15 protein-coding genes are annotated in these 21,382 nt (G+C 76.0%); 7 read left to right on the top strand and 8 right to left on the bottom strand.

The genetic code is table 11. The features are described 5' to 3' along the window. Window positions 1-55 precede the first annotated feature (55 nt). From Q0848_RS02110 to Q0848_RS02085, 6 genes are all read left to right on the top strand, one after another. Window positions 56-3,313: a hypothetical protein gene (locus Q0848_RS02110; protein WP_299034117.1), complete on the top strand. Its 3,258-nt coding sequence runs from the start codon at window positions 56-58 to the stop codon at window positions 3,311-3,313. Further along, a complete protein-coding gene (locus tag Q0848_RS02105) occupies window positions 3,303-4,106 on the top strand; it encodes a hypothetical protein (protein WP_299034114.1) in 804 nt (267 codons plus the stop codon). Before Q0848_RS02110 ends, Q0848_RS02105 begins: the two co-directional genes overlap by 11 nt. Next, window positions 4,103-5,239 carry a glycosyltransferase family 4 protein gene (locus Q0848_RS02100; RefSeq protein WP_299034111.1) on the top strand — a complete coding sequence of 379 codons (1,137 nt, stop codon included), beginning with the start codon at window positions 4,103-4,105 and terminating at the stop codon, window positions 5,237-5,239. Before Q0848_RS02105 ends, Q0848_RS02100 begins: the two co-directional genes overlap by 4 nt. Then, on the top strand, window positions 5,236-6,429 hold the full coding sequence (locus Q0848_RS02095; RefSeq protein WP_299034109.1) for a glycosyltransferase: 1,194 nt from the start codon (window positions 5,236-5,238) through the stop codon (window positions 6,427-6,429). Before Q0848_RS02100 ends, Q0848_RS02095 begins: the two co-directional genes overlap by 4 nt. 176 nt (window positions 6,430-6,605) lie before the next feature. Beyond that, the gene (locus tag Q0848_RS02090) at window positions 6,606-7,778 is read left to right on the top strand and encodes a glycosyltransferase family 4 protein (protein ID WP_299034106.1); all 1,173 of its coding nucleotides are present in this window, start codon (window positions 6,606-6,608) and stop codon (window positions 7,776-7,778) included. Beyond that, window positions 7,697-8,875 carry a cellulase family glycosylhydrolase gene (locus Q0848_RS02085; protein WP_299034103.1) on the top strand — a complete coding sequence of 393 codons (1,179 nt, stop codon included), beginning with the start codon at window positions 7,697-7,699 and terminating at the stop codon, window positions 8,873-8,875. The genes Q0848_RS02090 and Q0848_RS02085 overlap by 82 nt, the downstream gene beginning before the upstream one ends. Before the next feature lie 95 nt (window positions 8,876-8,970). On the opposite strand, the gene Q0848_RS02080 is transcribed toward Q0848_RS02085, so the two are convergent. Both Q0848_RS02080 and Q0848_RS02075 read right to left on the bottom strand, forming a co-directional pair. Beyond that, entirely contained in the window at window positions 8,971-10,215 is a 1,245-nt protein-coding gene (locus Q0848_RS02080) for a glycosyltransferase (RefSeq protein WP_299034100.1), read from the bottom strand. Next, on the bottom strand, window positions 10,212-11,189 hold the full coding sequence (locus tag Q0848_RS02075) for a glycosyltransferase family 2 protein (RefSeq protein ID WP_299034097.1): 978 nt from the start codon (window positions 11,187-11,189) through the stop codon (window positions 10,212-10,214). The genes Q0848_RS02080 and Q0848_RS02075 overlap by 4 nt, the downstream gene beginning before the upstream one ends. Before the next feature lie 589 nt (window positions 11,190-11,778). On the opposite strand from Q0848_RS02075, the gene Q0848_RS02070 reads away from it, so the two are divergent. Further along, on the top strand, window positions 11,779-12,783 hold the full coding sequence (locus Q0848_RS02070) for a DUF4397 domain-containing protein (protein WP_299034094.1): 1,005 nt from the start codon (window positions 11,779-11,781) through the stop codon (window positions 12,781-12,783). A 102-nt stretch (window positions 12,784-12,885) separates the two neighbouring features. Here Q0848_RS02070 and Q0848_RS02065 read toward each other — a convergent pair whose 3' ends face one another. The 6 genes from Q0848_RS02065 to dxr form a co-directional block, all read right to left on the bottom strand. Then, on the bottom strand, window positions 12,886-14,472 hold the full coding sequence (locus Q0848_RS02065; protein WP_299034091.1) for a sugar transferase: 1,587 nt from the start codon (window positions 14,470-14,472) through the stop codon (window positions 12,886-12,888). Between the two features lie 157 nt (window positions 14,473-14,629). Then, the gene (locus tag Q0848_RS02060) at window positions 14,630-15,514 is read right to left on the bottom strand and encodes a GNAT family N-acetyltransferase (RefSeq protein ID WP_299034088.1); all 885 of its coding nucleotides are present in this window, start codon (window positions 15,512-15,514) and stop codon (window positions 14,630-14,632) included. A gap of 75 nt (window positions 15,515-15,589) precedes the next feature. Further along, window positions 15,590-16,960, bottom strand: a complete 1,371-nt coding sequence (locus tag Q0848_RS02055; protein ID WP_299034085.1) for an alpha/beta fold hydrolase — start codon at window positions 16,958-16,960, stop codon at window positions 15,590-15,592. A 2-nt stretch (window positions 16,961-16,962) separates the two neighbouring features. Then, the gene (ispG, locus tag Q0848_RS02050) at window positions 16,963-18,141 is read right to left on the bottom strand and encodes a flavodoxin-dependent (E)-4-hydroxy-3-methylbut-2-enyl-diphosphate synthase (RefSeq protein WP_299034082.1); all 1,179 of its coding nucleotides are present in this window, start codon (window positions 18,139-18,141) and stop codon (window positions 16,963-16,965) included. 399 nt (window positions 18,142-18,540) lie between these two features. Beyond that, a complete protein-coding gene (locus Q0848_RS02045) occupies window positions 18,541-19,899 on the bottom strand; it encodes an RIP metalloprotease (RefSeq protein WP_299034079.1) in 1,359 nt (452 codons plus the stop codon). Next, window positions 19,896-21,185 carry a 1-deoxy-D-xylulose-5-phosphate reductoisomerase gene (gene dxr, locus Q0848_RS02040; RefSeq protein WP_299034076.1) on the bottom strand — a complete coding sequence of 430 codons (1,290 nt, stop codon included), beginning with the start codon at window positions 21,183-21,185 and terminating at the stop codon, window positions 19,896-19,898. The genes Q0848_RS02045 and dxr overlap by 4 nt, the downstream gene beginning before the upstream one ends. Window positions 21,186-21,382: the final 197 nt, after the last annotated feature.

Below are 21,382 nucleotides of genomic sequence, written 5' to 3'. Positions count from 1 at the left end.
GCCTTCGACATCTCCGTCCGGTCTGCGCAGGATCGTCACGATCAGCGCGTCCCTCGTGTCGACGCAGGCGGTCACGAGCGTCCTCGGCCTCCTCTTCTGGGCGCTCGCCGCACGGTCCTTCACGGTCGAGGCCGTCGGGGTGGCCGGTGCGTCCGTGGCGGCGATGAGCCTCATCGGCGCCCTCGGCACCGTCGGGCTGGGGACGCTGCTGATCAGCCGCATCCCGCAGACCGACCAGGGCTCGCGTCGCGTCCTGGTGCGCACCGCGCTCGCGGTGGCGGGTGGTGCCGCCACGCTGCTCGCCGTGGTGGTGCCGCTGGTGGCCATCCACGTCGTCGGCGCGCAGGCGCTGGAGCAGGTCGCCGGAGGCCCCGGGCGCGCAGCCCTCTTCGCGGTCGGCACCGGCCTGATGGCGGTGGCGATCGTGGTCGACCAGGCGGTGCTCGTCCTCGGGTCCGGCGCCATCCAGCTGCAGCGCAACGCCGTCGCGAGCGCGGTCAAGGTCCTCGCGCTGCTGGCGCTGGCCGCGCTCGGCGCCCAGGACGGCATGGCCGTCTTCGCCGCCTGGGCGGTGGGGACCCTCGTCTCCCTCCCCGTGGTGGCGTGGCGCACCCGGGGCGGTCGAGCCCTGGAGTCGGGGCGGCGGCTCCTCGACCCGTCGTCCCTGCGCGGCCTGGGACGAGCGGCGGCCGGCCACCACGCCCTCAACACGACCCTGCAGGCACCGCTCCAGCTGCTGCCCGTCCTCGTCGTCGTGCTGCTGTCGACGGGCGACAACGGCCTGTTCTCCACGGCCCTGCAGCTGACGGGCTTCGTCTTCGCCCTGCCGTACGCCCTCGCCGTCGGGCTGTTCGCCGCAGCCGAGAACGACCCGCGCCAGGTGCTGAGCAAGATGCGGGTGACGATCCCCCTGGGGCTGGGGGTCAGCGCGCTGGCCGTCCTGGCGCTCCTCCCGCTCGCCCCGCTGGTGCTGTCGCTCTTCGGGGAGGTGTACGCGGACGAGGGCGCAGACGTGCTGCGGCTGCTCGTCCTGGCCGGGATGCCCTTCGTCGTCAAGGACCACTTCGTCGCGCTGCGCCGCACCCAGGGGCGGACGCTGGGCGCCACCGGTGTCCTGCTCGCCTTCAGCGCCGTCGAGCTCCTGGCGGCCGCCGCCGGCGCCCGGGCCGGCGGGCTCGAGGGTCTCGTGGTCGCCTGGCTCGTCGTCGTCTACGTCCAGGCCGTCGTGCTGGTGCTGCCGCTGTGGTCCGCCGCGCGGCGCGCGCGCGCGGGCGGTCGGGACGCGCCCGCCGGCGACCCCTCCGCCGCAGCCGTCGTGGGCGGCTCGGAGAGCGCCGGCGCCGCTCTCCTGCTCGACGCGGTGACCTCCCGGGAAGCAGTCGCACCTCCCGCCGGGACGACGCCGGAGCCCGCGACCGGCGAGGCCCCACCGGTGGCGACCGAGGTCGCGGCCGGCCCGGCGGACCGATCTTCGCGGCAGGGCGGCGCCGCTGCCGCCCGTCGGGTCGCGGCGCGCGCCGCCGCCACGGGTCCTGGGGCCTGGGTCTTCGCCACCGCCCTCGGCCTCCTGGCGACCGCGCTGGCCGTCACCGAGGCGCGGGGTCAGGGCGACACCGCCACCGCGAGCGCGGCCTGGGTCCTCGGGCTGGTCCTGATGGTGGCCCCGGCCGCCGTCGTCGTCCTCCTGCCCGGCGTGCGCCGGTCGACGCTCGTGGCGGTCGCGCTCGCCATGGCCCTCACCCTGCAGGTGAGCCGGCTCGTGCTGTACCCGACCCGCTTCATGTTCCACGACGAGCTCATCCACGCGACCGTCCTGCGCCAGATCGACGACACGGGCCGTCTGGGCTCGGACAACCCGCTGCTGCCCATCACCGGCTTCTACCCCGGTCTGGGCATCGCCACCCACGCGGTGACCTCCCTGACCGGCGTCGGCGACCACCTCGCGTCCGTCGTGGTGCTGCTGGCCGCCCGGCTCGTCCTGACCCTCGCCCTCCTCGGGGTGGTGCGGCACCTCACCGGCTCCACGCGCGTGGCCGCCGGGGCCGTCGTCCTGTACGCCTGCAACCCGCAGATGCTCTTCTTCAACTCCCAGTTCTCCTACCAGACCCTCGCCCTGCCGCTGGCCGTGCTGGTGGTCCACCTGCTCGCGACGCGCCGGCGGGACTCCTGGTCCGCCATCGTGCCGGCGCTCCTGGCGCTGGCGGCCGTCGTCGCCACCCACCACGTCACCACGGTGCTCGTGGTCCTCGCCCTCGCGGCGTGGTCCGCGACGGCCCTCGTGCTGCGGCGACGGGAGGGTCACCGGGAGGCGCTCCTGCTGGCCGGGACCGCGGTGGTCGGCGCCGGTCTCTTCGCCCTCTCCCTGGCCCGGCCCGGCAACACCCTCGCGAGCTACCTCGGGGCCATCGCCACCAGCTCCGGCGAGAGCCTGAGCGCGCTCAGCCGGGGCGAGCGCACGCGCGAGGCCCTCTTCGCGAACTCCGCCGGCTCCACCAGCCAGCCCTGGGAGCAGGTCCTCCTCGTCGCCGCCGTCCTCCTGACGGCGGCTGTCCTCGTCCCCGCCGTCCTGGCCGCCCGCACGTGGGTGCGCCGACGCGTCACGCTCGCGGTGCTGCTGGTGCTCGTCACCCTCCTGTGGCCCGTCGTGCCGGGCGGGCACCTGACCCACGCGACGGCTGAGGTCGGCGACCGGGCCGCGGGCTTCGTCTACGTCGGGGCCGCCTTCCTCGTGGCGTGGTGGGCGCTGCGGCGGCGGCGCCCGCTCTGGGTCGTCCCCCTCGGCGCCGCGGGCGTGGTCGTGGCGTTCCTCGGGGGCGTGGTCCTGGGTGCGGGACCCGTCACCGGGCAGCTGCCGGGTCCGTTCCGCATCTCCGCGGACGCGCGCAGCGTCGACGAGACCAGCGTCGCGGCCGCCGAGTGGATGGCGGAGAACCTGCCGCCCGGCACGCGCGTCTACGCCAACCGCGTCAACGGCCTGCTCGCCGCCTCCGACGGCGGGATGTACACCGTGCGCAACATCAGCACGGAGGTGGACGCCTCGCGCCTGCTCCTCGACCCCCAGGTGACGCCCGGCGACGCCGAGCTGGTCCAGCGGGCGGGCATCCGCTACCTGGTCGTCGACCGCCGGGACGCCAACGGCCTGCCCAACCAGCAGGTCTACGTGGAGAACGGCGAGTTCGGCCAGGCGGGCCGCACCGAGCCGGTGCCGCTCGCGGCGCTCACGAAGTTCGACGACGTCCCCGGTGTCGACCGCATCTACGACAACGGCGCGATCAGCATCTACGACCTGGAGGCGCTCGACAGTGACCGCTGAGACGATGGCCGAGGACCGGGCGGACGCCGGTGGGCACCGGGCCGCCGGAAGGCGCGGTGCGCGCCGACCGAGGGCCGCGGGCGTCGCCGGCGCGCTCGTCCTCGCCGCGGTCCTGGCCGTGCTGCTGCACGCCCCGACCCCCGTGAGAGCGCTGCTCGTGGCGGCGGCTGTCGCCGTGGTGGCCCGGGTGGGCGCCCGACGGCGCGGGCGCGGGCGCGGGCGCGCCGACGCCGTGCTCCTGGCGGTCGGGGGCGCGGTCGTCGCCACCGTCCTGACGGGCGTGGTCCTGGATCTGCTGCGCATCCCGCTGGGCGAGACGTCGTGGACGCTGTCGCTCGCCGTCGTGGGCCTCGCCGTCCTCGTCGCCGACGTCGCGCGCCCGCCGGTCGAGGTGGAGCCTCGTGCGACCCCGGTCGGCGGGTCGCCGGCCGCGACCCGCGCCGGCGGGCGGCTGGCGGTCTGGGGCGCCCTGGTCGCCGTCGTCGTCGCCGTGTCCGTCCACGCCTCCGTCCGCTCTCTCTCCTCCCTCGAGGGCCCCTCCTTCGAGGCCTCTCTGGTCTCGGTCGAGGGCGTCAGCGCCCGGGTCCTCATCTCCTCCGAGGCCGGCACCGGTCCCCTCGAGATCCGCTCCGACCCCGGCACCGGGTCGACGCTCAGCTACCCCGTGCTCGAGGTCCCCGCGGGCGGCAGCACGACGACCGAGGTGCTCGTGCCCGAGCGGGGCCGCACGACCATCACGGTCAGCGACCCGGGGAGGGCGCAGCCGCTGCGCACGCTGGTGGTGGACCGGTGAGCGCGCGCGCGCCCCGGGTGCTGCAGGTCGTGCAGCGCTTCTTCCCGGAGCTGGGCGGGACGGAGACGCACGTCGCCGAGGTGGCCGGGCGCCTGGTGCGCTCCGGCGAGCTCGACGTCACGGTCCTCGCCACGGACCGCAGCGGGCGCCTGCCGCGGCAGGAGGTCGTGGGCGGCGTCCCCGTGGTCCGTCGCCGCTCCTGGCCCCGGGAGGCCGACCTCTACCTGAGCCCGGGCATCGTGCCCGTCATCGCCCGCGGGGGGTGGGACCTCGTCCACTTCCAGGGCGTCCACACCCTCGTACCGCCCCTCGGCATGCTCGCGGCTGCGCTGTCCCGCACGCCGTACGTCCTCACCTTCCACAGCGGCGGCCACTCCTCGCCCTCGCGCACGGCGGTCCGCGGCGCGCAGTGGGCCGCGCTGACACCGCTGCTGCGCCGCGCCGACCGCCTCGTCGCGGTCAGCCGCTTCGAGCGCAGCCGCTTCTCCCAGGCCGCCGGCATCGACCCCGGGCGCTTCACGGTGATCCCCAACGGCGGCGCCCTGCCACCCGTGCCGGGCGACGTCGTCCCCGTGCCGGGGCGCATCGTGTCCAGCGGGCGCCTCGAGCGCTACAAGGGGCACCACCGGGCCGTCGCCGCCCTGCCCGCCGTGCGACGCCAGGTGCCGGGCGCGCACCTCGTGGTCCTCGGCAGCGGGGAGTTCGAGGGCGAGCTGCGGCGCCTGGCCGACCGCGCGGGCGTCGCCGATGCCGTGGAGATCCGCTCCCTGCCACCCGCCGACCGGTCGGCGATGGCCCGCGAGCTGGCGTCCGCCTCGGTGATGGCGGCGATGTCGAGCTACGAGGCCCACCCCGTGGCCGTCATGGAGGGGGTCACCCTCGGGCTCCCGGTCGTCGGGCTGGACGTCGCCGGCATCGGCGACCTCGTGGAGGACGGGCTCGTCGCCGGGGTGCCCGAGGACGCCGACGACGACGCGGTCGCGGCAGCGCTCGTCACGGCCCTGCGGGCCACGGCCGCCCGCGGCCCGGTGCCGCACACCCCCCTGCCCGTGGAGCTGCCCACCTGGGAGACGAGCGCCGAGGCGCTGGCGCAGGTGTACCGCGACGTGCTCGCCCGTCGGGGACGGCCGTGACGCCCGCGCGCCCGCTGCGCGTGGTGCACGTCATCACGACGCTGGTCACCGGCGGCGCCGAGCGCCAGCTCGAGACCCTCGTGGCGCGCTCGGGGGCCTCGACGCGCACCGTCGCCCTGTACGGCGGCGGGCCCGTCGCGGACAGCATCCGGCGCGACGGCGGGGTGGTGGACGTGCTCGGCATGGACGGGTGGCGCAAGGCCCTCGCCGTCCCCCGCCTGGCCGTCCGCCTCCGCCGGCTGCGCCCGGACGTCGTGCACGTGCACCTGCTCTCCGGGCAGCTCTGGGGCATCCCGGCGGCGCGGCTCGCGGGCGTGCCGGTCGTCGTCTCGACGGAGCACTCCCTCATGGACGGCACGATCGAGGGCCGCCCTCGCTCGTGGTGGCTGGGAGCGCTGTACCGCCTGCTCGAGCGCGGCACCTCGGTGACCGTGGCCGTCTCCGCGACCACCGCCGAGCGGCTGGAGGGGTGGGGCGTCCCGCCCGACCGCGTCGTGGTGGTCGAGAACGGCATCGACTTCGCCGCGCTGCGCCCCGGCGCCGAGGCCCGGCAGCGTGTGCGCGCCGAGCTCGGGGTGGCGACCGATGACCTCGTCCTCGGCCTCGTGGGGCGCCTGGACCCGGTCAAGCGCGTGGACGAGGCGCTGCGCGCCACGGCCCCGCGCCTGCGTGCGGGAGGTGCGGTGATGGTCGTCGTCGGGACCGGACCGCTGAGGAACCGGCTCGAGGCGCTGGCGGGCGACCTGGGCGTCGGGGGCAGCGTCCGATTCCTCGGCGCTCGGGGTGATGTGCCGGACGTGCTCGCGGCGATGGACGTCCTCGTCAGCGCCTCGAGGGACGAGACCTTCGGCATGGCGGTCGTCGAAGCCCTCGGCAGCGGGCTGCCGGTGGCCTACGCCCAGTGCCCGGCGGTGGACGAGGTCGGCGGCGCGCCCGCTGCTCACCAGGTGCGCAGCAACGGGGCGATGAGCACGGCCGAGCAGCACGTGGAGGAGCTCGCCGAGGCGCTGGAGGGTGCGGTCGTCGACGCGGCCGCCCCCCGCCGCCCGGCTCCGGACCGCCTGGTCGAGCGCTACGGCGCCGACTCCGCGGCGGCAGCGGTCGACGCCCTCTACGCACGGCTGCTGGCCGAGCGCGTCCGGGGCCCGCGGCGGTCTGCGCGCGGTGGTCGGCGGGCGGCGCGGGGCTGACCCGCTCCGCGACGGTCGGCGCGCCCCGGTCGGACGCCCTCACCCGGAGCCGCTCGAGGAGCTCGTTCCTCCGTCTCGGTGACGCCCGCCCGGACGACGACCCTCGCGGCAGCACGGGGGACACGATGAGCAGGGCCGCCGCCGGCGGCTGAGGAGGAGGAGTGCACGACGTGGCGGTGGACCAGGGGACGGACCGAGCGGCGGGGCGGTCCGCGCGCGAGGGAGACGGCCCACCGGGAGGGCTCGTCCTGGCCTCGCGGGGGGACGCCCTGACCCCCTACCTCTTCGCGGCGGTCGGCCGCCGGTACGACGTCGCCGCCCACCTGAGCCCGGAGCTCACGCGGATCCAGCGGCTCGCGGTCGCCGCCACCACCTTCCGGCCCCGGCGGGAGGACTGGGCCGAGCGCTTCTACAAGAGCAGCTGGGCGTACGCGCTCCGCTCGTCGAACGCCGTCCGACGCCTGGAGCGCCTCGCGGCGCCCAGCACCCCGGTCCTGCAGGTCCACGCGCTCTTCGAGGTGGCCGGCGCGCCGACCCTGCTCTACGTGGACTGCACGCACCGCCAGTCCGCCGAGGGGTGGGCGCCCTGGAACCCGCTGGCGGGCGCGGACCTGGAGGCCTGGTACGCCCGCGAGCGCGCCGCCTACCGCGGCGCCGAGCACCTGTTCGCCTTCAGCCGGGCCACCCGCACCTCGCTGGTCGAGGACTACGGGGTCGATCCCGCGCGCGTCTCCGTCGTGGGCGCCGGCGTCAACGCGCACGAGCTGCCCGCACCGGCCGCCCGGCGCGCCCCGGGCAGCAGGGGCCCCGTCCTCCTCTTCATCGGCAACGACTTCGAGCGCAAGGGCGGGCACCTGCTCCTGCAGGCCTTCGAGCGGGTCCGCGAGGTGCACCCGGGCGCGCGCCTGCAGCTGGTCGGGACGCGCCCGTCCCACCTAGACGTCCCCCCGGGCGTCGAGGTGCTCGGGCGGGTGCACGAGCGCGCCGTCGTCCACCGGCTGTACGAGGAGGCCGACCTCTTCGTCCTGCCGTCCCTGTTCGACCCGTTCCCCCTCGTGCTCATCGAGGCCATGGCGCACGGCCTCCCCGTGGTCACGAGCGACAGCTGCGGCATCCCGGACATGCTCACCGACGGCGTCGAGGGGCGGATCGGGCCCCGCGGCGACGTCGACGCGCTCACCGACGCGCTCGTGAGAACGTTGGCGGACCCGGCCGCCGCAGCGGCCGCGGGCAGGGCCGGTCGCCGGCGGGTCGTCGAGGAGCTCACATGGGACCGGGTCGTCGAGCGCATGGCGCCCGCTCTCGACCTCGCGCTGGGGGAGTCGTCGCGGCGGTCGCCCTCGTCCTGACCTCGGCGGTCGCCTGCGCCGGCCCGGACGAGTCGTTCGTCGAGCGGGACGGGGACCGGTTCGTCGCCGGGGGCGAGCCGTACCGCTTCGTGGGCGTGAACCTCTACGACGCCGCCGCCTCGGACGTCTACAGCTGCAACCCCGCGGGACGGCTCACCGACGTCGAGCTCGCCGCGACCTTCGAGCAGCTGCGCGAGAAGGGTGCGGGCGTGGTCCGCTTCTGGGCCTTCCAGAGCTACACCGAGGGCGGGCGGGACTTCTCGGGCGTCGACCGCGTGCTGCGGGCCGCCGAGGACGCAGGGCTCCGCGTCATGCCGGTCCTCGAGGACGGGCCGGGCGACTGCTCGACGGGAGAGGAGGACGTCCCGCTCGACCAGGTCGAGAGCGACAGCTGGTACACCGAGGGGTACCGGGAGCCCCTGGGCACGGCGCGGCTCTCGTTCCGGGACTACGCCGCCCTGGTGGCCGAGCGCTACGCGGACGAGCCGGTGGTGGCCGCCTGGACCCTCGTCAACGAGGCCGAGACCCCTCGGCGGACGAGCGAGGACCGGAGCGTCCTCGTGTCCTTCGCCCAGGACGTGGGGGCCGTGGTGCACGAGGCTGCGCCGCACCACCTCGTGACTCTGGGCACCCAGGGCAACGGCGCCCCCGGCGGCAGCGGCACCGACCTGCGCGAGGTGTACGAGCTGCCGGAGATGGACTTCGTCGAGGTCCACGACTGGGCCTTCTACGGCGACGACGAGTCCGCGATGCCCGGCGGGGAGGCCGGCCGGCCGCCGTCCGTCGACGACGCCCGGTGCCGGCGCACGGACGCCCCCGTCGGATGCGCCTTCGCGATCGCCGCCGAGCTCGGGAAGCCCCTGGTCGTCGGCGAGGTGGGCATCACGGCGCAGGACGAGCGCGGTCGCGAGCGCCGCGCCCGGCTCCTGGCAGACAAGGGCCGTGCGGCGCTGGACGCCGGGGCCTCCGGATACCTGCTGTGGCACTGGAGCCGTGAGGACACCGACGGCTACGACATCGGTCCCGGCGACCCGGCGCTCGACGTGCTCGGCGAGCTGGCCCGCACCGCCGAGGAGGCCTCGGACCCGTCTTCGTAGCCCTCACGAGCCGAACCCGTCGGCCCGGTGCCGGCGTCGGGAGGGCCGGCACCGGGCGGCGGCCTGCCGCCGCAGGAGCGCGACGAGGAGCCGGCCTAGGCGGGCCCCTGGTCCCACGACGAGACGCCCACAGAGGTCAGGACCCGCCCGTAGCGCTCCACCGTCCTGGACCAGCTGTGCGGGTCCGCGTACCGCTCGCCGCGCCGGTCGACCAGCTCGACCAGGGCGGAGCGCAGGGCATCGACGTCCCCGGGGGGCGCGAAGCGGACGCCCTCGTAGTCCCCGGCCGCCTCGACGAGCCCGCCGACGGCGCTCACCACGACGGGGAGCCCGGAGCTCATGGCGATGTGCAGCGGTCCGGAGGACGAGGAGCGGCGGTACGGGAGGACGACGCCGTCGGCCCGGGCGAAGACCTCCGACACCTCGGCATCGGTGACGTAGCGGTTGACGACGTCGATGCGGTCGCGGACCGGGCTGCGGCCGATGGCCTCGAGAGGGGCGGTCCACCCCTCCCACGTCTCGCCGACGACGAGGAGGCGGACGCGGCGGCCGACCTCGTCGGGAAGCCCCTCGAACGCCGCGACGAGGTCCTCGACCCCCTTGTACGGACGGATGACGCCGAAGTACAGGAGGGTGAAGGGGTCCTCGACCGTGCTGGTGCGACTCCCCTCCCCCGGCGAGGGGATCTCGCCCGCCGGCGCCGCCGGTCCGGTGCCCACGTGGTCGTACGGCCCGTGAGCCACGAGCGTGGCGTCCGCGCGGTCGAGGTGGTAGGCGCGCACGAGGAGGTCGAGGTCGTACTCGGAGTGGACGACGTGGGCGTCGACCATCCGCAGGAGCGCCTTCATCGCGAACCTCACGTACCGGGCCACCCCGGGGATGCGCGCCTCCCCCGTGTCCTGGACCTCGTGCCACTCCATGACGACCCGGGCGCCGCGCCGTCGAGCGAGCAGGGCGAGCATCACGTAGCTGTGGAGGACGGCACCGGTCCACCACTGCAGCACCACGACGTCCGGCGAGCGGCGGCCGACGAACCTCGCGGCACGGAGGGCCGACGCGCCCCAGAACCAGTCGAGGCCGTCGAGCACGTCGACCTCGGGCACGTAGTCCAGGTCGTTGACGCGCGTCCCGACGCGCGCCCTGCCCGGGTACAGCGCGCGTGGGACGAGGCGGCGCATGAGGAGGGCGCTCGTGGTGGCCCGCGTGGACAGGGCGTTCGCGAGGCGACAGGTGTAGTAGCTGATGCCCGAGGTGAACATCCACCCCGCCCCGACGACGAGCACGGACGGGGGGCCGGGGGCCTCACCAGGCGCCCGGGGCGCGGGGGCCGTCCCCGTCACCGGGCCTCCTGGCTGGTGGGGGCCAGCCGGCGGGGCTCCGGGGCCACGGCGTGCCGCTCGCGCTGGGCGTCGTCCGCCCGGTGCTGGCGCTCACGCTCGGTCGGGTCCTCGGCGGCCGCTGAGGCGACGGTGAGGTCGACGTGGTCGGTGCGCAGGCCCTGGGGCAGGACCTCGGCCGCGGGGACCTCCACCACCGGCGGCTCGATCCCCCGCGGCGACGCGCCACCTCGGCGGAGGCGCTCGCGCAGGATGGTCCTCAGCACCCGGAAGCCGTCGCGGAAGGTGTTGAGGTTGCTCTCGCCGTGGATCCGTTCCTTCTCCACGCTCGGCACCTCGTGGATGACGAGACCGGCCGCGGCGATGCGGCAGTTGATGAGCGTCTCGATCTCGAAGCCGTCGCCCCACACGGGGTCAGCCCCGGCCGAGGCGGGGACGGAGACGACGGGGAGGATGTCGCGCCAGAAGGCGTTGTACCCGTAGCAGAGGTCGGTGTAGCGGGTGCGGAACAGCGTGTTGACGACCAGGGTCAGTCCCCGGTTGCCCGCGTCGCGGAGGACGGTGATGTCCTCGCTGCCCCCCGCGGCGAGCACACGGCTCCCCTTCGCGAAGTCGGCGCCCGCCTCGAGAGCCGCCACGTACGCGGGGATCTCGTCGGCGTCGGCGGAGCCGTCCGCGTCGAACATCACGACGACGTCGCCCGTCGCGTTCTCGAAGCCGACGGCGAGGGCGTTGCCCTTGCCCCGACGCGTCTGCTGGAGGAGGCGCGCGTCCGGTCGCACGCGCCGGACCACGTCCGCGGTGTCGTCCGAGGAGTGGCCGTCGACGACGAGGATCTCGTGCACGGCAGGGAGCTGCGGGAGGACGACCTCGAGATTGCGGGCCTCGTTGCGGGCCGGGACGACGATGGTCACGCTCGGGGTGGCCGTCCGCTCCGGTCGAACCCACTGCGACCTGACATGACGGAGCGTGCTCATGAGTGGCACCTTTCGGCGAGGAGGGCAGAGCCTTCGCTCACACGCCGTCGGGATCGCGAAGGAGGCGGCGCGGCAGGCGACGACTCCGGGACCGAGAGTAGTGGCGTGCAGTCGCCCCTGTTCGGCGCTCGCGCTGACCCGGATGGGTCAACTTCACCGGACGTCGCGTCCAGCGGCGGGTCGGATCTACGCTGAGTGAGCAACCCCGACGATGTGTGAGGACGACATGCGATCCGCCGCCCGCCGCACCGCGACCGCATGCCGGTGCGGGCACGACCGTGACACCCACGAGCACTTCCGCCGCGGGTCGGACTGCGGCGCCTGCGGCGCCCGGACCTGCCCCTCCTACGGGCCCTCCGCGCGGCGGTCCGCGGTCGTCGACCGACTCCTGCGCAGGAGCGCGACAGCGATGACGAGCCCGCGACGCTGACGCCGCCCCGGCGCTCTGGTGGGGCGCCGGGCCGCGGGCTCGGGCGCACCCTCTTCGCCGCACCGGTGCTCGCGCACGGTCACGGTGCAGCATGCTGTGGCAACCGGGCTGCGTGGTCGCGCTGCCCGTCGGTCACGGAGGGACACCATGGACGAGCGCATGAGCACCCCATCCCGACACGGCGCCACGGGTCGCGTCGGGCGGCCCGCGCGACGCGGCGTCGTGGTCCTGCCCCTCCTCGCCGGGGCGATCGGGCTCGGCTCCTCCCCGGCGCTGGCCTCAGGCGCCCCCGCGGCCGAGACGTCCGTCCGGGCGGCCCACCTCGTGCCGGGTCTCGAGGGGATGGACTTCGTCGCGACGCCCCTCGACGGCGGCGAGCCCGTCGAGCTGGCCGACGCCGCCGGCTACGGGACCGTGGGGGGCTACGAGGACGTCCCCGCGGGCGAGTACCGCGTCGACGTCCGCCCGACGGGCAGCGACGAGGCGGACGCGCCCGCGCTGTCGGGGACCTTCGACCTCGCGCCGGGTGCCGCGACGACGCTGGCCGGGCTCGGGACGCTCGACCAACCGCGCCTGGCCACCCTGGCGGACGAGCGGACGGCGCCCGAGGACGGTTCCGCCCGCGTCCGCCTCGTCAACGCGGCGCAGGGCACGCCCCTGGTCGACGTCGCAGCCGTGGACGGGCCCGTCATCGCCCAGGGCGCGGTCTTCGGGCAGGCGACCGCCTACTCCGACGTCCCCGCGGGCGACTGGGACCTGCGCGTGAACGCCGGTGGGGCGGTGAGCGCCGCGACCGCGACGCTGGACGCCGAAACCGTCTACACCGTCTTCCTCCTCGGTCAGGACGGCGACGCGCCGTCGCTGCTCCCCGTCGTCGACGCCACGGGCACGACCGGGGTGGCCCCCGCGGTCGGCGTGGCAGCTCCCGCCGAAGGGGCAGGTGCGACCAGCACCCCTGTCCCGGGCGACGGGGACGGCTCGACGGCCGCCGAGGGTGCGGCGGGGATGGCGGTCGTCCCGTCGGGGGGCGCTGACACCGGGGTCGGCGGCGCGAGCAGCGGGCTCTCGGACGCGCTCCTCCTCACCGGAGGAGCCCTCCTCGTGATCGGCGGCTCGGCCGGGACGGTCACCAGCGCCCGCCGGCGTCGGGCCGACGCCGGCTGACCGAGGCCGCACCGCGGACGGCGGCACCCCCCGACGCGGGCGTGCCGTCGTCCTCCGCCCCGACTGCGCGGAACCGAGAGCTGCAGCGGCCCGGCGCCCCGGTCAGCCGCCGCTGCCCCGCAGCACCTCGCGCAGCGTCAGCAGGATGATCTTGGCGTCGAGCCACAGCGACCAGTTGGCGATGTAGTAGTTGTCGTACCGGGAGCGGTCCTGGATGGACGTGTCACCACGCAGGCCGTTGACCTGCGACCAGCCGGTGAGGCCCACGGGCACCCGGTGGCGGGCCCAGTAGCGGTCGTGGTCACGGGAGAACTGCTGGACGAACGCGGGCCGCTCGGGCCGGGGCCCCACCAGGCTCATGTCGCCGCGCAGGATGTTGAAGAGCTGCGGCAGCTCGTCGAGGGACGTCTTGCGCAGGAAACGCCCGATGGGGCTGACCCGCGCATCACCGGCGATGTTCCAGTTGGTCCGGCTCTCCTCCTCGGTGGCCGGCCGCATCGAGCGGAACTTCAGCAGGGTGATCGGCCGCGACCACAGCCCGACGCGCTCCTGGCGGAAGAGGACGGGGAACCCCGAGTCCATGACGACGGCGACCGACACGGCCAGGAGCACCGGGGCCAGCAGGACGACGGCCACCCCGGCCACCACCCGGTCCACCAGGGTCTTCGCCAGCCACGCGGGCGAGGTCGTGACGTCGGTCCGCAGCCGGACCAGGGGCGTCCCGCGCAGGCTCTCCACGTCCGGGCCGTCGTGCTGCAGCTCGAACAGGCGCGGGACGACGAGGACCTCGCATCCGTGCGAGGCGGCCACGATGACGCTGTTGACCACCTCCGCCTCCGGCTGGGAGCTGTAGGCGACGACGACCGTCTCGACCCCGTGGCGCTCCAGCGCCTCGTGCAGCCGGGTCTCGTCCTGGGAGAGCACCGGCACGGCGACGTCGGGGGCGGCGCCCCGGTGGCGGCTGTGGCCGTCCACGAAGCCGACCGGCTCCAGCCCCTGCTCGGGGTGGCGCTGCATGGCGGCCGCCAGCTCCGTCCCGACGGCGCCCGCGCCGAGCACCAGCGTGCGGCGGCGCGCCTCCGGGTGGCGCCGCATCCGACGCCGCATCGCGGCGTAGACGACGAGCCGCCCGAGCACGCTGAGCACGAGGAAGGCGGCGAGGAAGCGCGTCGTGGGCGCCAGCAGGTACGTCGCCCCCCACAGCACCACCGAGATGCTGGCCACGCCGAGGGTCAGCACGGTGCTCTGCACGGCCCGCGGCATCTCGTCGAGGACGCTGAGGCCCAGCCGCCGCCGGTAGAGGTCGAGCGACGCGCGGCTGAAGGTGAGCAGCAGCGTGGTGAGCACGGCCATGAGGGGCTGCAGCTCGACGGCCACCGCCGCCAGCACGACCACCAGCAGGTCGACCGCGAGGAGGAGCACGACGTGGACGTCCACCTCGCGGCGCCGGTTCGCGCCCGTGGCCGCGGCGGCGGCCAGCAGCCCCTCCGCGTCGCCGGAGCCCAGGAGGGCCGGGTTGGGCCCGGTCGCCGTCCGCTCCGCCACCGCGGCCAGCCGCGAGGCGGCGCGGCTCCGCGGTCCGGGCACGGCGTCCAGGCTCGGGGTGCCGGCGGCGTGCGCTCGGGACTCCCCGCCGGCCGACGTGGTCACCGAGCGGGCGTCATGGGCGGCGCTGGGGGCTTCGGCCATGGGATGTCGCTCTCCCTGGGGTGGACCGTCGATTTCGTCAGGAGCGACTCCAGCGGCGCACCTCGGGACTGCCGGACGACCGATCGTCGCACGGCGGGGCCGGTCCTGCGGTCGATCCACCCGAACGTGGTGCCCAGGACACCGTGGGCAGGGCCCCTCAGAAGAGCACGGTCGCGAGCACGCCGGCCTCGCGGAAGCCCGCCCGGCGGTAGGAGGCGACGGCCGGGACGTTGAAGTCGTTGACGTACAGGCTCACCGCGACGTCGGACCGCTCGCGGGCCAGCTGGGCCACCGCGGCCATGCCGGGGGCCGAGAGCCCCTGACCGCGCAGCTCCGGGTCGACGAAGACGCCCTGCACCTGGACGGCCGCCGACGAGACGGCACCCAGCTCGGCCTTGAAGGCGACCCGTCGGGCGCCCCGCCCGGGCAGCAGGGGCTGGGCCTCGGCCCCCTCCCCCGCGTCGAGGCGCAGGAACGAGCGGCCGCCCGCCACCAGCTCGCCCACCCGCGCGCGGTAGGCGCGACCGCCGTCCCAGGCGACCGGCGAGTAGCCGACCTCCTCGGTGAACATGGCCACGCACGCGGGCACGAGCAGGTCGAGGTCGTCCGGCCGCGCCCGCCGCACGAAGGGGTCGGGCTCGACGGCGGCGGGGCCGTCCAGCACGAGGAGCGGCTGGCGGGGGCGCACCTCGCGCGCCCGGCCCCACGCCGGCGCGAGGCGCTCCCACAGGCCGAGGGCGGCGTCGGCCGGGCCGACGACCGAGGAGCAGCGCCGGCCCTGGGACCGGGCGCGCGACGCGAAGGCGTCGAGGGCCCGGTCGTGCGCCTCGACGGGCACGAGGTTGGCCCCGGACCAGCACGCGGACTCGAGGCGGCCGGGGGCGCCGAAGCCCCAGACCTCGCCGCCGAGCCGGCGCGGCGACGCGCCGAGGGCCTCGACCCGGCCGGCCACGAAGACGTTGGTCACCGCGTCGCGGGCGCAGAGCTCGAGGAGCTCCTCCCGGTCGGCGTCGTCGAGCACCCTCGCCCCGGATCGCAGCACGCCGCCATCCCACCACCTCGCCGCCGCGGCCGCAGCCATCGCCCCGCCGGATCGCCCGCGGGCCGGCGGCTCGGCTCAGGGCAGAGGGCCGCCCCGGTCGCCGACGGACCCCAGGAGCCGGTCCAGCACCGCCCCGCCGCTCGCGCGCAGGCCGTCGTGCTGCCACTCGTTGGTGACCCAGACCTCCGCGGACCCGACGGCGCGCGCCGTGGCGAGCGAGAGGTCCACGTCGACGTAGAGGTCGTCGTGGTAGGCCAGCGCCGCCAGCGGCACCTCGTTGGCGGCGAGCACGTCGAGGTCGTAGAGCGGCTCCCAGTCGTCGACCGCGTGCAGCAGCTCGGCGGCGCCGCGGAAGGGCCGCAGAGCCGCCGTCTCCTCGAGCTGCCAGGGGTACGTCATCTCCCCGACCAGCCCGAGCGGGCGCGCGGACGGCGCGAGCTCCGGCGGCAGGGTGCGCTGGGCCGCCCAGGCGGTCGGCCCCTGGCCCCGCGCCGGCCCCTGCGCGTAGATGGACTCGTGCAGGACGACGTAGAGCGGCCCGTCCGCGTGGCCGGTCCGCTCCTCGACCTCCGCGAGGAAGGACGGCGCGAGCGGCCCGTCCGGCGCCGCACCCGGGCCGTCGCGGAACGCCTCGTCGAGCAGCCAGTGCAGGTCGTCCGAGCCGTCCTCGCGCCCGAGGGCGATGCCGAGGGACTGCAGGCGGCGCGTCGTGAGCCGGTCGCCCGAGGGCAGGCGGACGTCCTCGGCGTCGAGCCGGTCGGCCAGGGCGTCGAGCAGCGCCTGGTCGCCGGGGAACCGGGCGCGGTGGCGCCGGTTCCGGTCGAGGACGCGCGCGTAGCAGCGCCGGTAGACCTCCTCGGCGCTCGCCTCGAGCCCGGCGAGGCCGCCGGTCACGTAGCAGGCGGCCAGGCCGTGCGGGGCGCGCGAGAGGTACGTCAGCGTGAGGAAGCCGCCGTAGCTCTGGCCGAGGCTCTCCCACCGGCGGCCTCCGTAGACGGCGTGCCGCACGTGCTCGGCGTCCGCCACGACGGCGTCGGCGCGGTGGTGGCGCAGGTGCTCGGCCACCGCCTCGTCGCCGCCGAGCTCGGCGACCCGGGAGGCGTCCACGCGGCTGCTGCGCCCCGTGCCGCGCTGGTCGAGCAGCACGACGCGGTGCGTCCTCGTCGCGCGGGCGAGCCACCCCTGCCCGGGCACCGGCCGCGGCGACTTGCCCCCGGGCCCGCCCTGCAGGAACAGCAGCAGCGGGAGGTCCTCGTGCTCGCGCCGGACGTCGACGACCTCGCGGGCCAGGACCTGCAGCGTCGCGCCGGGGTCCGCCGCGGCGACGGGACCGGCGGCGGGCACGGGGCGCCCGTGGCCGACGTCCCACCGCAGCGGGACGTCGACGACGTGGTCGGTGACGGCGAGGCCCCGCAGCAGGACGCGGGTGGACGAGCGCAGCGGCACCCTCAGCCCACGCTGACGGTCGGCGCCCCGGCGGCGGCCTCGGCCGCCTCCGCGTCGAGGCCCATCTGCTCGGCCAGGCGCTCGGCCTCGGCGATGAGGGTCTCGACGATCTGGTCCTCGGGCACGGTCTTGATGACCTCGCCCTTGACGAAGATCTGCCCCTTGCCGTTGCCGGACGCCACCCCGAGGTCGGCCTCGCGGGCCTCCCCCGGGCCGTTGACGACGCAACCCATGACGGCCACGCGCAGCGGCACGGTCATGCCCTCCAGGCCCGCCGTCACCTGGTCGGCGAGGGTGTAGACGTCCACCTGCGCGCGCCCGCACGAGGGGCAGGACACGATCTCGAGCTTGCGGGGGCGCAGGTTCAGCGACTCCAGGATCTGGTTGCCGACCTTGACCTCCTCCGCCGGCGGCGCCGACAGCGACACCCGGATCGTGTCGCCGATGCCCTGCGAGAGCAGCGCCCCGAAGGCGGTGGCCGACTTGATGGTGCCCTGGAACGCCGGCCCGGCCTCGGTGACGCCGAGGTGCAGCGGCCAGTCCCCCCGCTCGGCGAGCAGCTGGTAGGCGCGCACCATGACGACGGGGTCGTTGTGCTTGACGGAGATCTTGAAGTCGTGGAAGTCGTGCTCCTCGAACAGCGACGCCTCCCACACGGCCGACTCCACCAGCGCCTCGGGCGTGGCCTTGCCGTACTTCTCCATGACGCGGCGGTCGAGGGAGCCGGCGTTGACGCCGATCCGCACGCTCACCCCGGCGTCCTTGGCCGCCTTGGCGATCGAGGCCACCTGGTCGTCGAACTTGCGGATGTTGCCCGGGTTGACCCGGACCGCCGCGCAGCCGGCGTCGATGGCCGCGAAGACGTACTTCGGCTGGAAGTGGATGTCGGCGATCACCGGGATCTGCGACTTCTGCGCGATGGCCGGCAGCGCGTCGGCGTCGTCCTGGCTGGGGCACGCCACGCGGACGATGTCGCAGCCGGTCGCCGTCAGCTCGGCGATCTGCTGCAGCGTCCCGTTGATGTCCGTCGTCGGCGTCGTCGTCATCGACTGGACGCTGACGGGCGCGTCCCCGCCGACGTCCACGGTGCCGACCTTGATCTTGCGGGACTGCCGGCGCGGCGCCAGCACCGGCGGCGGCGCGGCGGGCATGCCGAGGGACACGGGCACCGAGGGGCTCATGCCCTGCAGTATCCCCCCTGGTCTCGATGAGCTCGCGGCGACGGCGACGGCGTGCGCTGGGGCAGCTCCGGTGTGGCCGCGTGGCCCGGCGCGGCGGCCTCCCAGGGCACTGGCAGCGCGCGCGGTGGAGACGAGCGCTGGGGTCGGGGCGCTCGCCTGACGTGCCCGGTGAGGCCACCGCCCCGGACCCGCGGTCGAGCGCTTCCCGCGCGCGGGACTGGGCCGAGGGCTCGGGATCCGTGACCGAGCGCCACCCGCCCGCGGGTCCGGGCCGGGTGGCTCCCCGGGCACGTGAGGCGAGCGTCCGGGCTGGGGCGGCAGCCCCGACCGGGCGCGCAGCCAGTGCCCGGGGAGGCACCCGGCCCGGACCCACCCGACCCCGCGCGGACCCGTGGGAGCTCAGCCCAGCAGCGTCACCGGTCGGACGATGTCGGCGTAGAGCAGCATCAGCGACATCACCAGGAGCAGCCCCGTGACGACGTAGACCACCGGCATAGCGCGGGCGACGTCGACCGGCCCGGGGTCCGGGCGGCGGCGCAGGCGGGCGACCTGGCGGCGCAGGCCCTCGTAGAGGGCTCCCGCGACGTGCCCGCCGTCCAGCGGCAGCAGCGGGATCAGGTTGAAGACGAAGAGGGCGACGTTGAGGCCGCCGAGCACGCCGAGGAGGCCGGCCACGCGGTCGGACAGCTCGAACTGGTCGATGGCGGCGATCTCGCCCGAGAGGCGGCCGACCCCGACGATGCCGATGGGGCCCTCGGGGTCGCGCGGGGCGTCGCCGAAGGCCGCCCGGGCGACGTCGACCATGCGCAGCGGCAGGGTGAGGACCACGCCCGCGACCGCGACCACCTGGTCGACGACGACGCCGGGGACCGCCGTCACCGGGTCGGCCGCGCGCTCCTGGACGGGCGTGACGCCGATGAAGCCCGCCTGCGTCGTCAGCAGGGCGTCGTCGGCGCCGAGGACGGCGGCGCCCTCGTCGTCGAGCTGCGGCACCTCGGTGGCGATGGGGGTGATGGACAGCTCGACCGCTTCGCCGCCCCGGTCCACGACGAGCGGCACCTCGCGACCCGCGGCGTCGCGGATGTCCTGGCGCAGGGCCTCCCAGTCGCTCACGGGCTCGCCGTCGAAGGCGGTGACGCGGTCGCCGGGGAGGACGCCCGCCGCCGCGGCGGGTGTGGGCGGTGCGTCGGCCGGGCACGCGCTGGCGGTCGAGGACGCCGGCAGCACGCACTCGCTGACGGCGCCGACCGTGGTGGTCGAGACGGCCCGGGTGCCGATCGTCGTGGTCAGGACACCCAGCAGGACCACGGCGATGAGCAGGTTCATCGCCGGGCCGCCGAGCATCACGACGACGCGCTTCCAGACCGGCAGGCGCCAGAACACGCGGCCCGCGTCCTCGGGACCGACCTCCTCGGCGGACAGCCGGCGGGCGTCGTCGGCCATCGTCTGGAAGACGCCCGTCGAGGACTCCCGGATGACGGCCGGGTCCTCCCCCCGCCGCGGCGGGAACATGCCCACCATGCGGATGTAGCCGCCGAGCGGGACCGCCTTGACGCCGTACTCGGTCTCCCCGCGCCGGCGCGACCACAGGGTCGGCCCGAAGCCGACCATGTACTGCGTCACCTTGACGCCGAACCGCTTGGCGGGCAGCAGGTGCCCGACCTCGTGAAGGGCGATGGAGGCGGCCAGGCCGAGCGCGAAGACGAGGACGCCCAGGACGACGAGCAGGACCGCCTCGGGACCCCACGTGATCGTCATCGCGCGGCCCCCTCGCGCGCGCCCAGCACCTCGCGCGCCCGGGCCCGCGCCCAGCGCTCGGCGGCGAGCACGTCGTCCAGCGTGAGCTCCTGCGCGGTCGTCCCGCTCGCGACGTCGGGCGCGGACGCCGACTCCTCGACCACGCGGGCGACGGTGTCGACGATGCTCGTGAAGGACGTCCGCCCGGCCAGGAAGGCCTCCACGCACTCCTCGTTGGCGGCGTTGAAGACGCCCGGCGCGGTGCCCCCGGCGGCCCCCACCTGACGGGCGAGGCGGACGGCGGGGAAGGCCTCGTCGTCCAGGGGCGCGAACTCCCACGTCTGCGCGGTGCTCCAGTCGCAGCCCGGCCCGGCCTCCGGGACCCGGTCGGGCCACCCCAGGCCGAGCGCGACGGGGATGAGCATGCTCGGCGGCGAGGCCTGGGCCATCGTGGCGCCGTCGCAGAACTCGACCATCGAGTGCACGACCTGCTGCGGGTGGACGACGACGTCCACCCGGTCCATCGGCAGCCCGAAGAGCAGGTGCGCCTCGATCACCTCCAGGCCCTTGTTGACCAGCGTCGCGGAGTTGGTGGAGATCACCGGCCCCATGGCGAAGTTGGGGTGCGCGAGCGCCTGCTCGCGGGTCACGCCCTCCAGGCGCTCGCGGCTCCAGCCGCGGAAGGGACCGCCGCTGGCGGTGAGCACGAGGCGGCGCACCTCCTCGGCGCGCCCGCCGCGCAGGCACTGGGCGATCGCCGAGTGCTCGGAGTCCACCGGGACCACGGCGCGGTCCATGCCGCCCGCGCGCTCGGCGGCGGCCAGCACGAGCGGGCCCCCGACGACCAGCGACTCCTTGTTCGCGAGCGCGAGGAGCGCCCCCTCGGCGGCGCCCCCGGGCGCCGCGGCCTCCAGCGCCGCCAGCGTGGGCGCGAGGCCGACCGAGCCGGTGATGCCGTTCAGGACGACGTCGGCGGGCAGCGCGGCCGCCCGCACCACGGCGTCGGCACCGGCCTCCACGACCGGCGCCCACCCGGCGCGGCCGGCGGCGCGGGCCGCCTCGGCGAGGTGCTCGCGCAGCGCCGGCACGGCCCTCTCGTCGGCGACGGCGACGTGCTCGGCGCCGGTCGCCACGGCCTGGCGCGCGAGCAGGGACGGGTCCGAGCCGCCCGCCGCCAGCGCGGTGACGCGGAAGCGCTCGGGCGCGGCGGCGACGACGGCGAGCGCCTGCACGCCGATCGAGCCGGTGGAGCCGAGGACGACGACGCGGCGCTGGTCGGGGGTGCTCGGCGACGTCGGTGGGGTCACACCGGGATCGTGCCACCGCTGCCTGGAGACCTCCTGGACCGCCCCGCGCGCTGCGCCGGGCGCCCACCACCGGGCGCACCACCACCGTCCCGCGGCGAGATGGAGGTCTGCGTCACGGATCCACCTCGTCCTCGACCCAGACCTCCATCTCGCTGCCGCGACGCAGCGCCCGAGGCCGGGACCTCCCCCGGTGGGCC

Origin of the sequence: uncultured Pseudokineococcus sp. (assembly GCF_947495735.1) — a bacterium.
In the GTDB taxonomy this organism is placed as follows: Bacteria; Actinomycetota; Actinomycetes; order Actinomycetales; family Quadrisphaeraceae; genus Pseudokineococcus.
The sequence above is the reverse complement of the archived record's forward strand: the minus strand, read 5'-3'. Positions and strand labels throughout refer to the sequence as shown.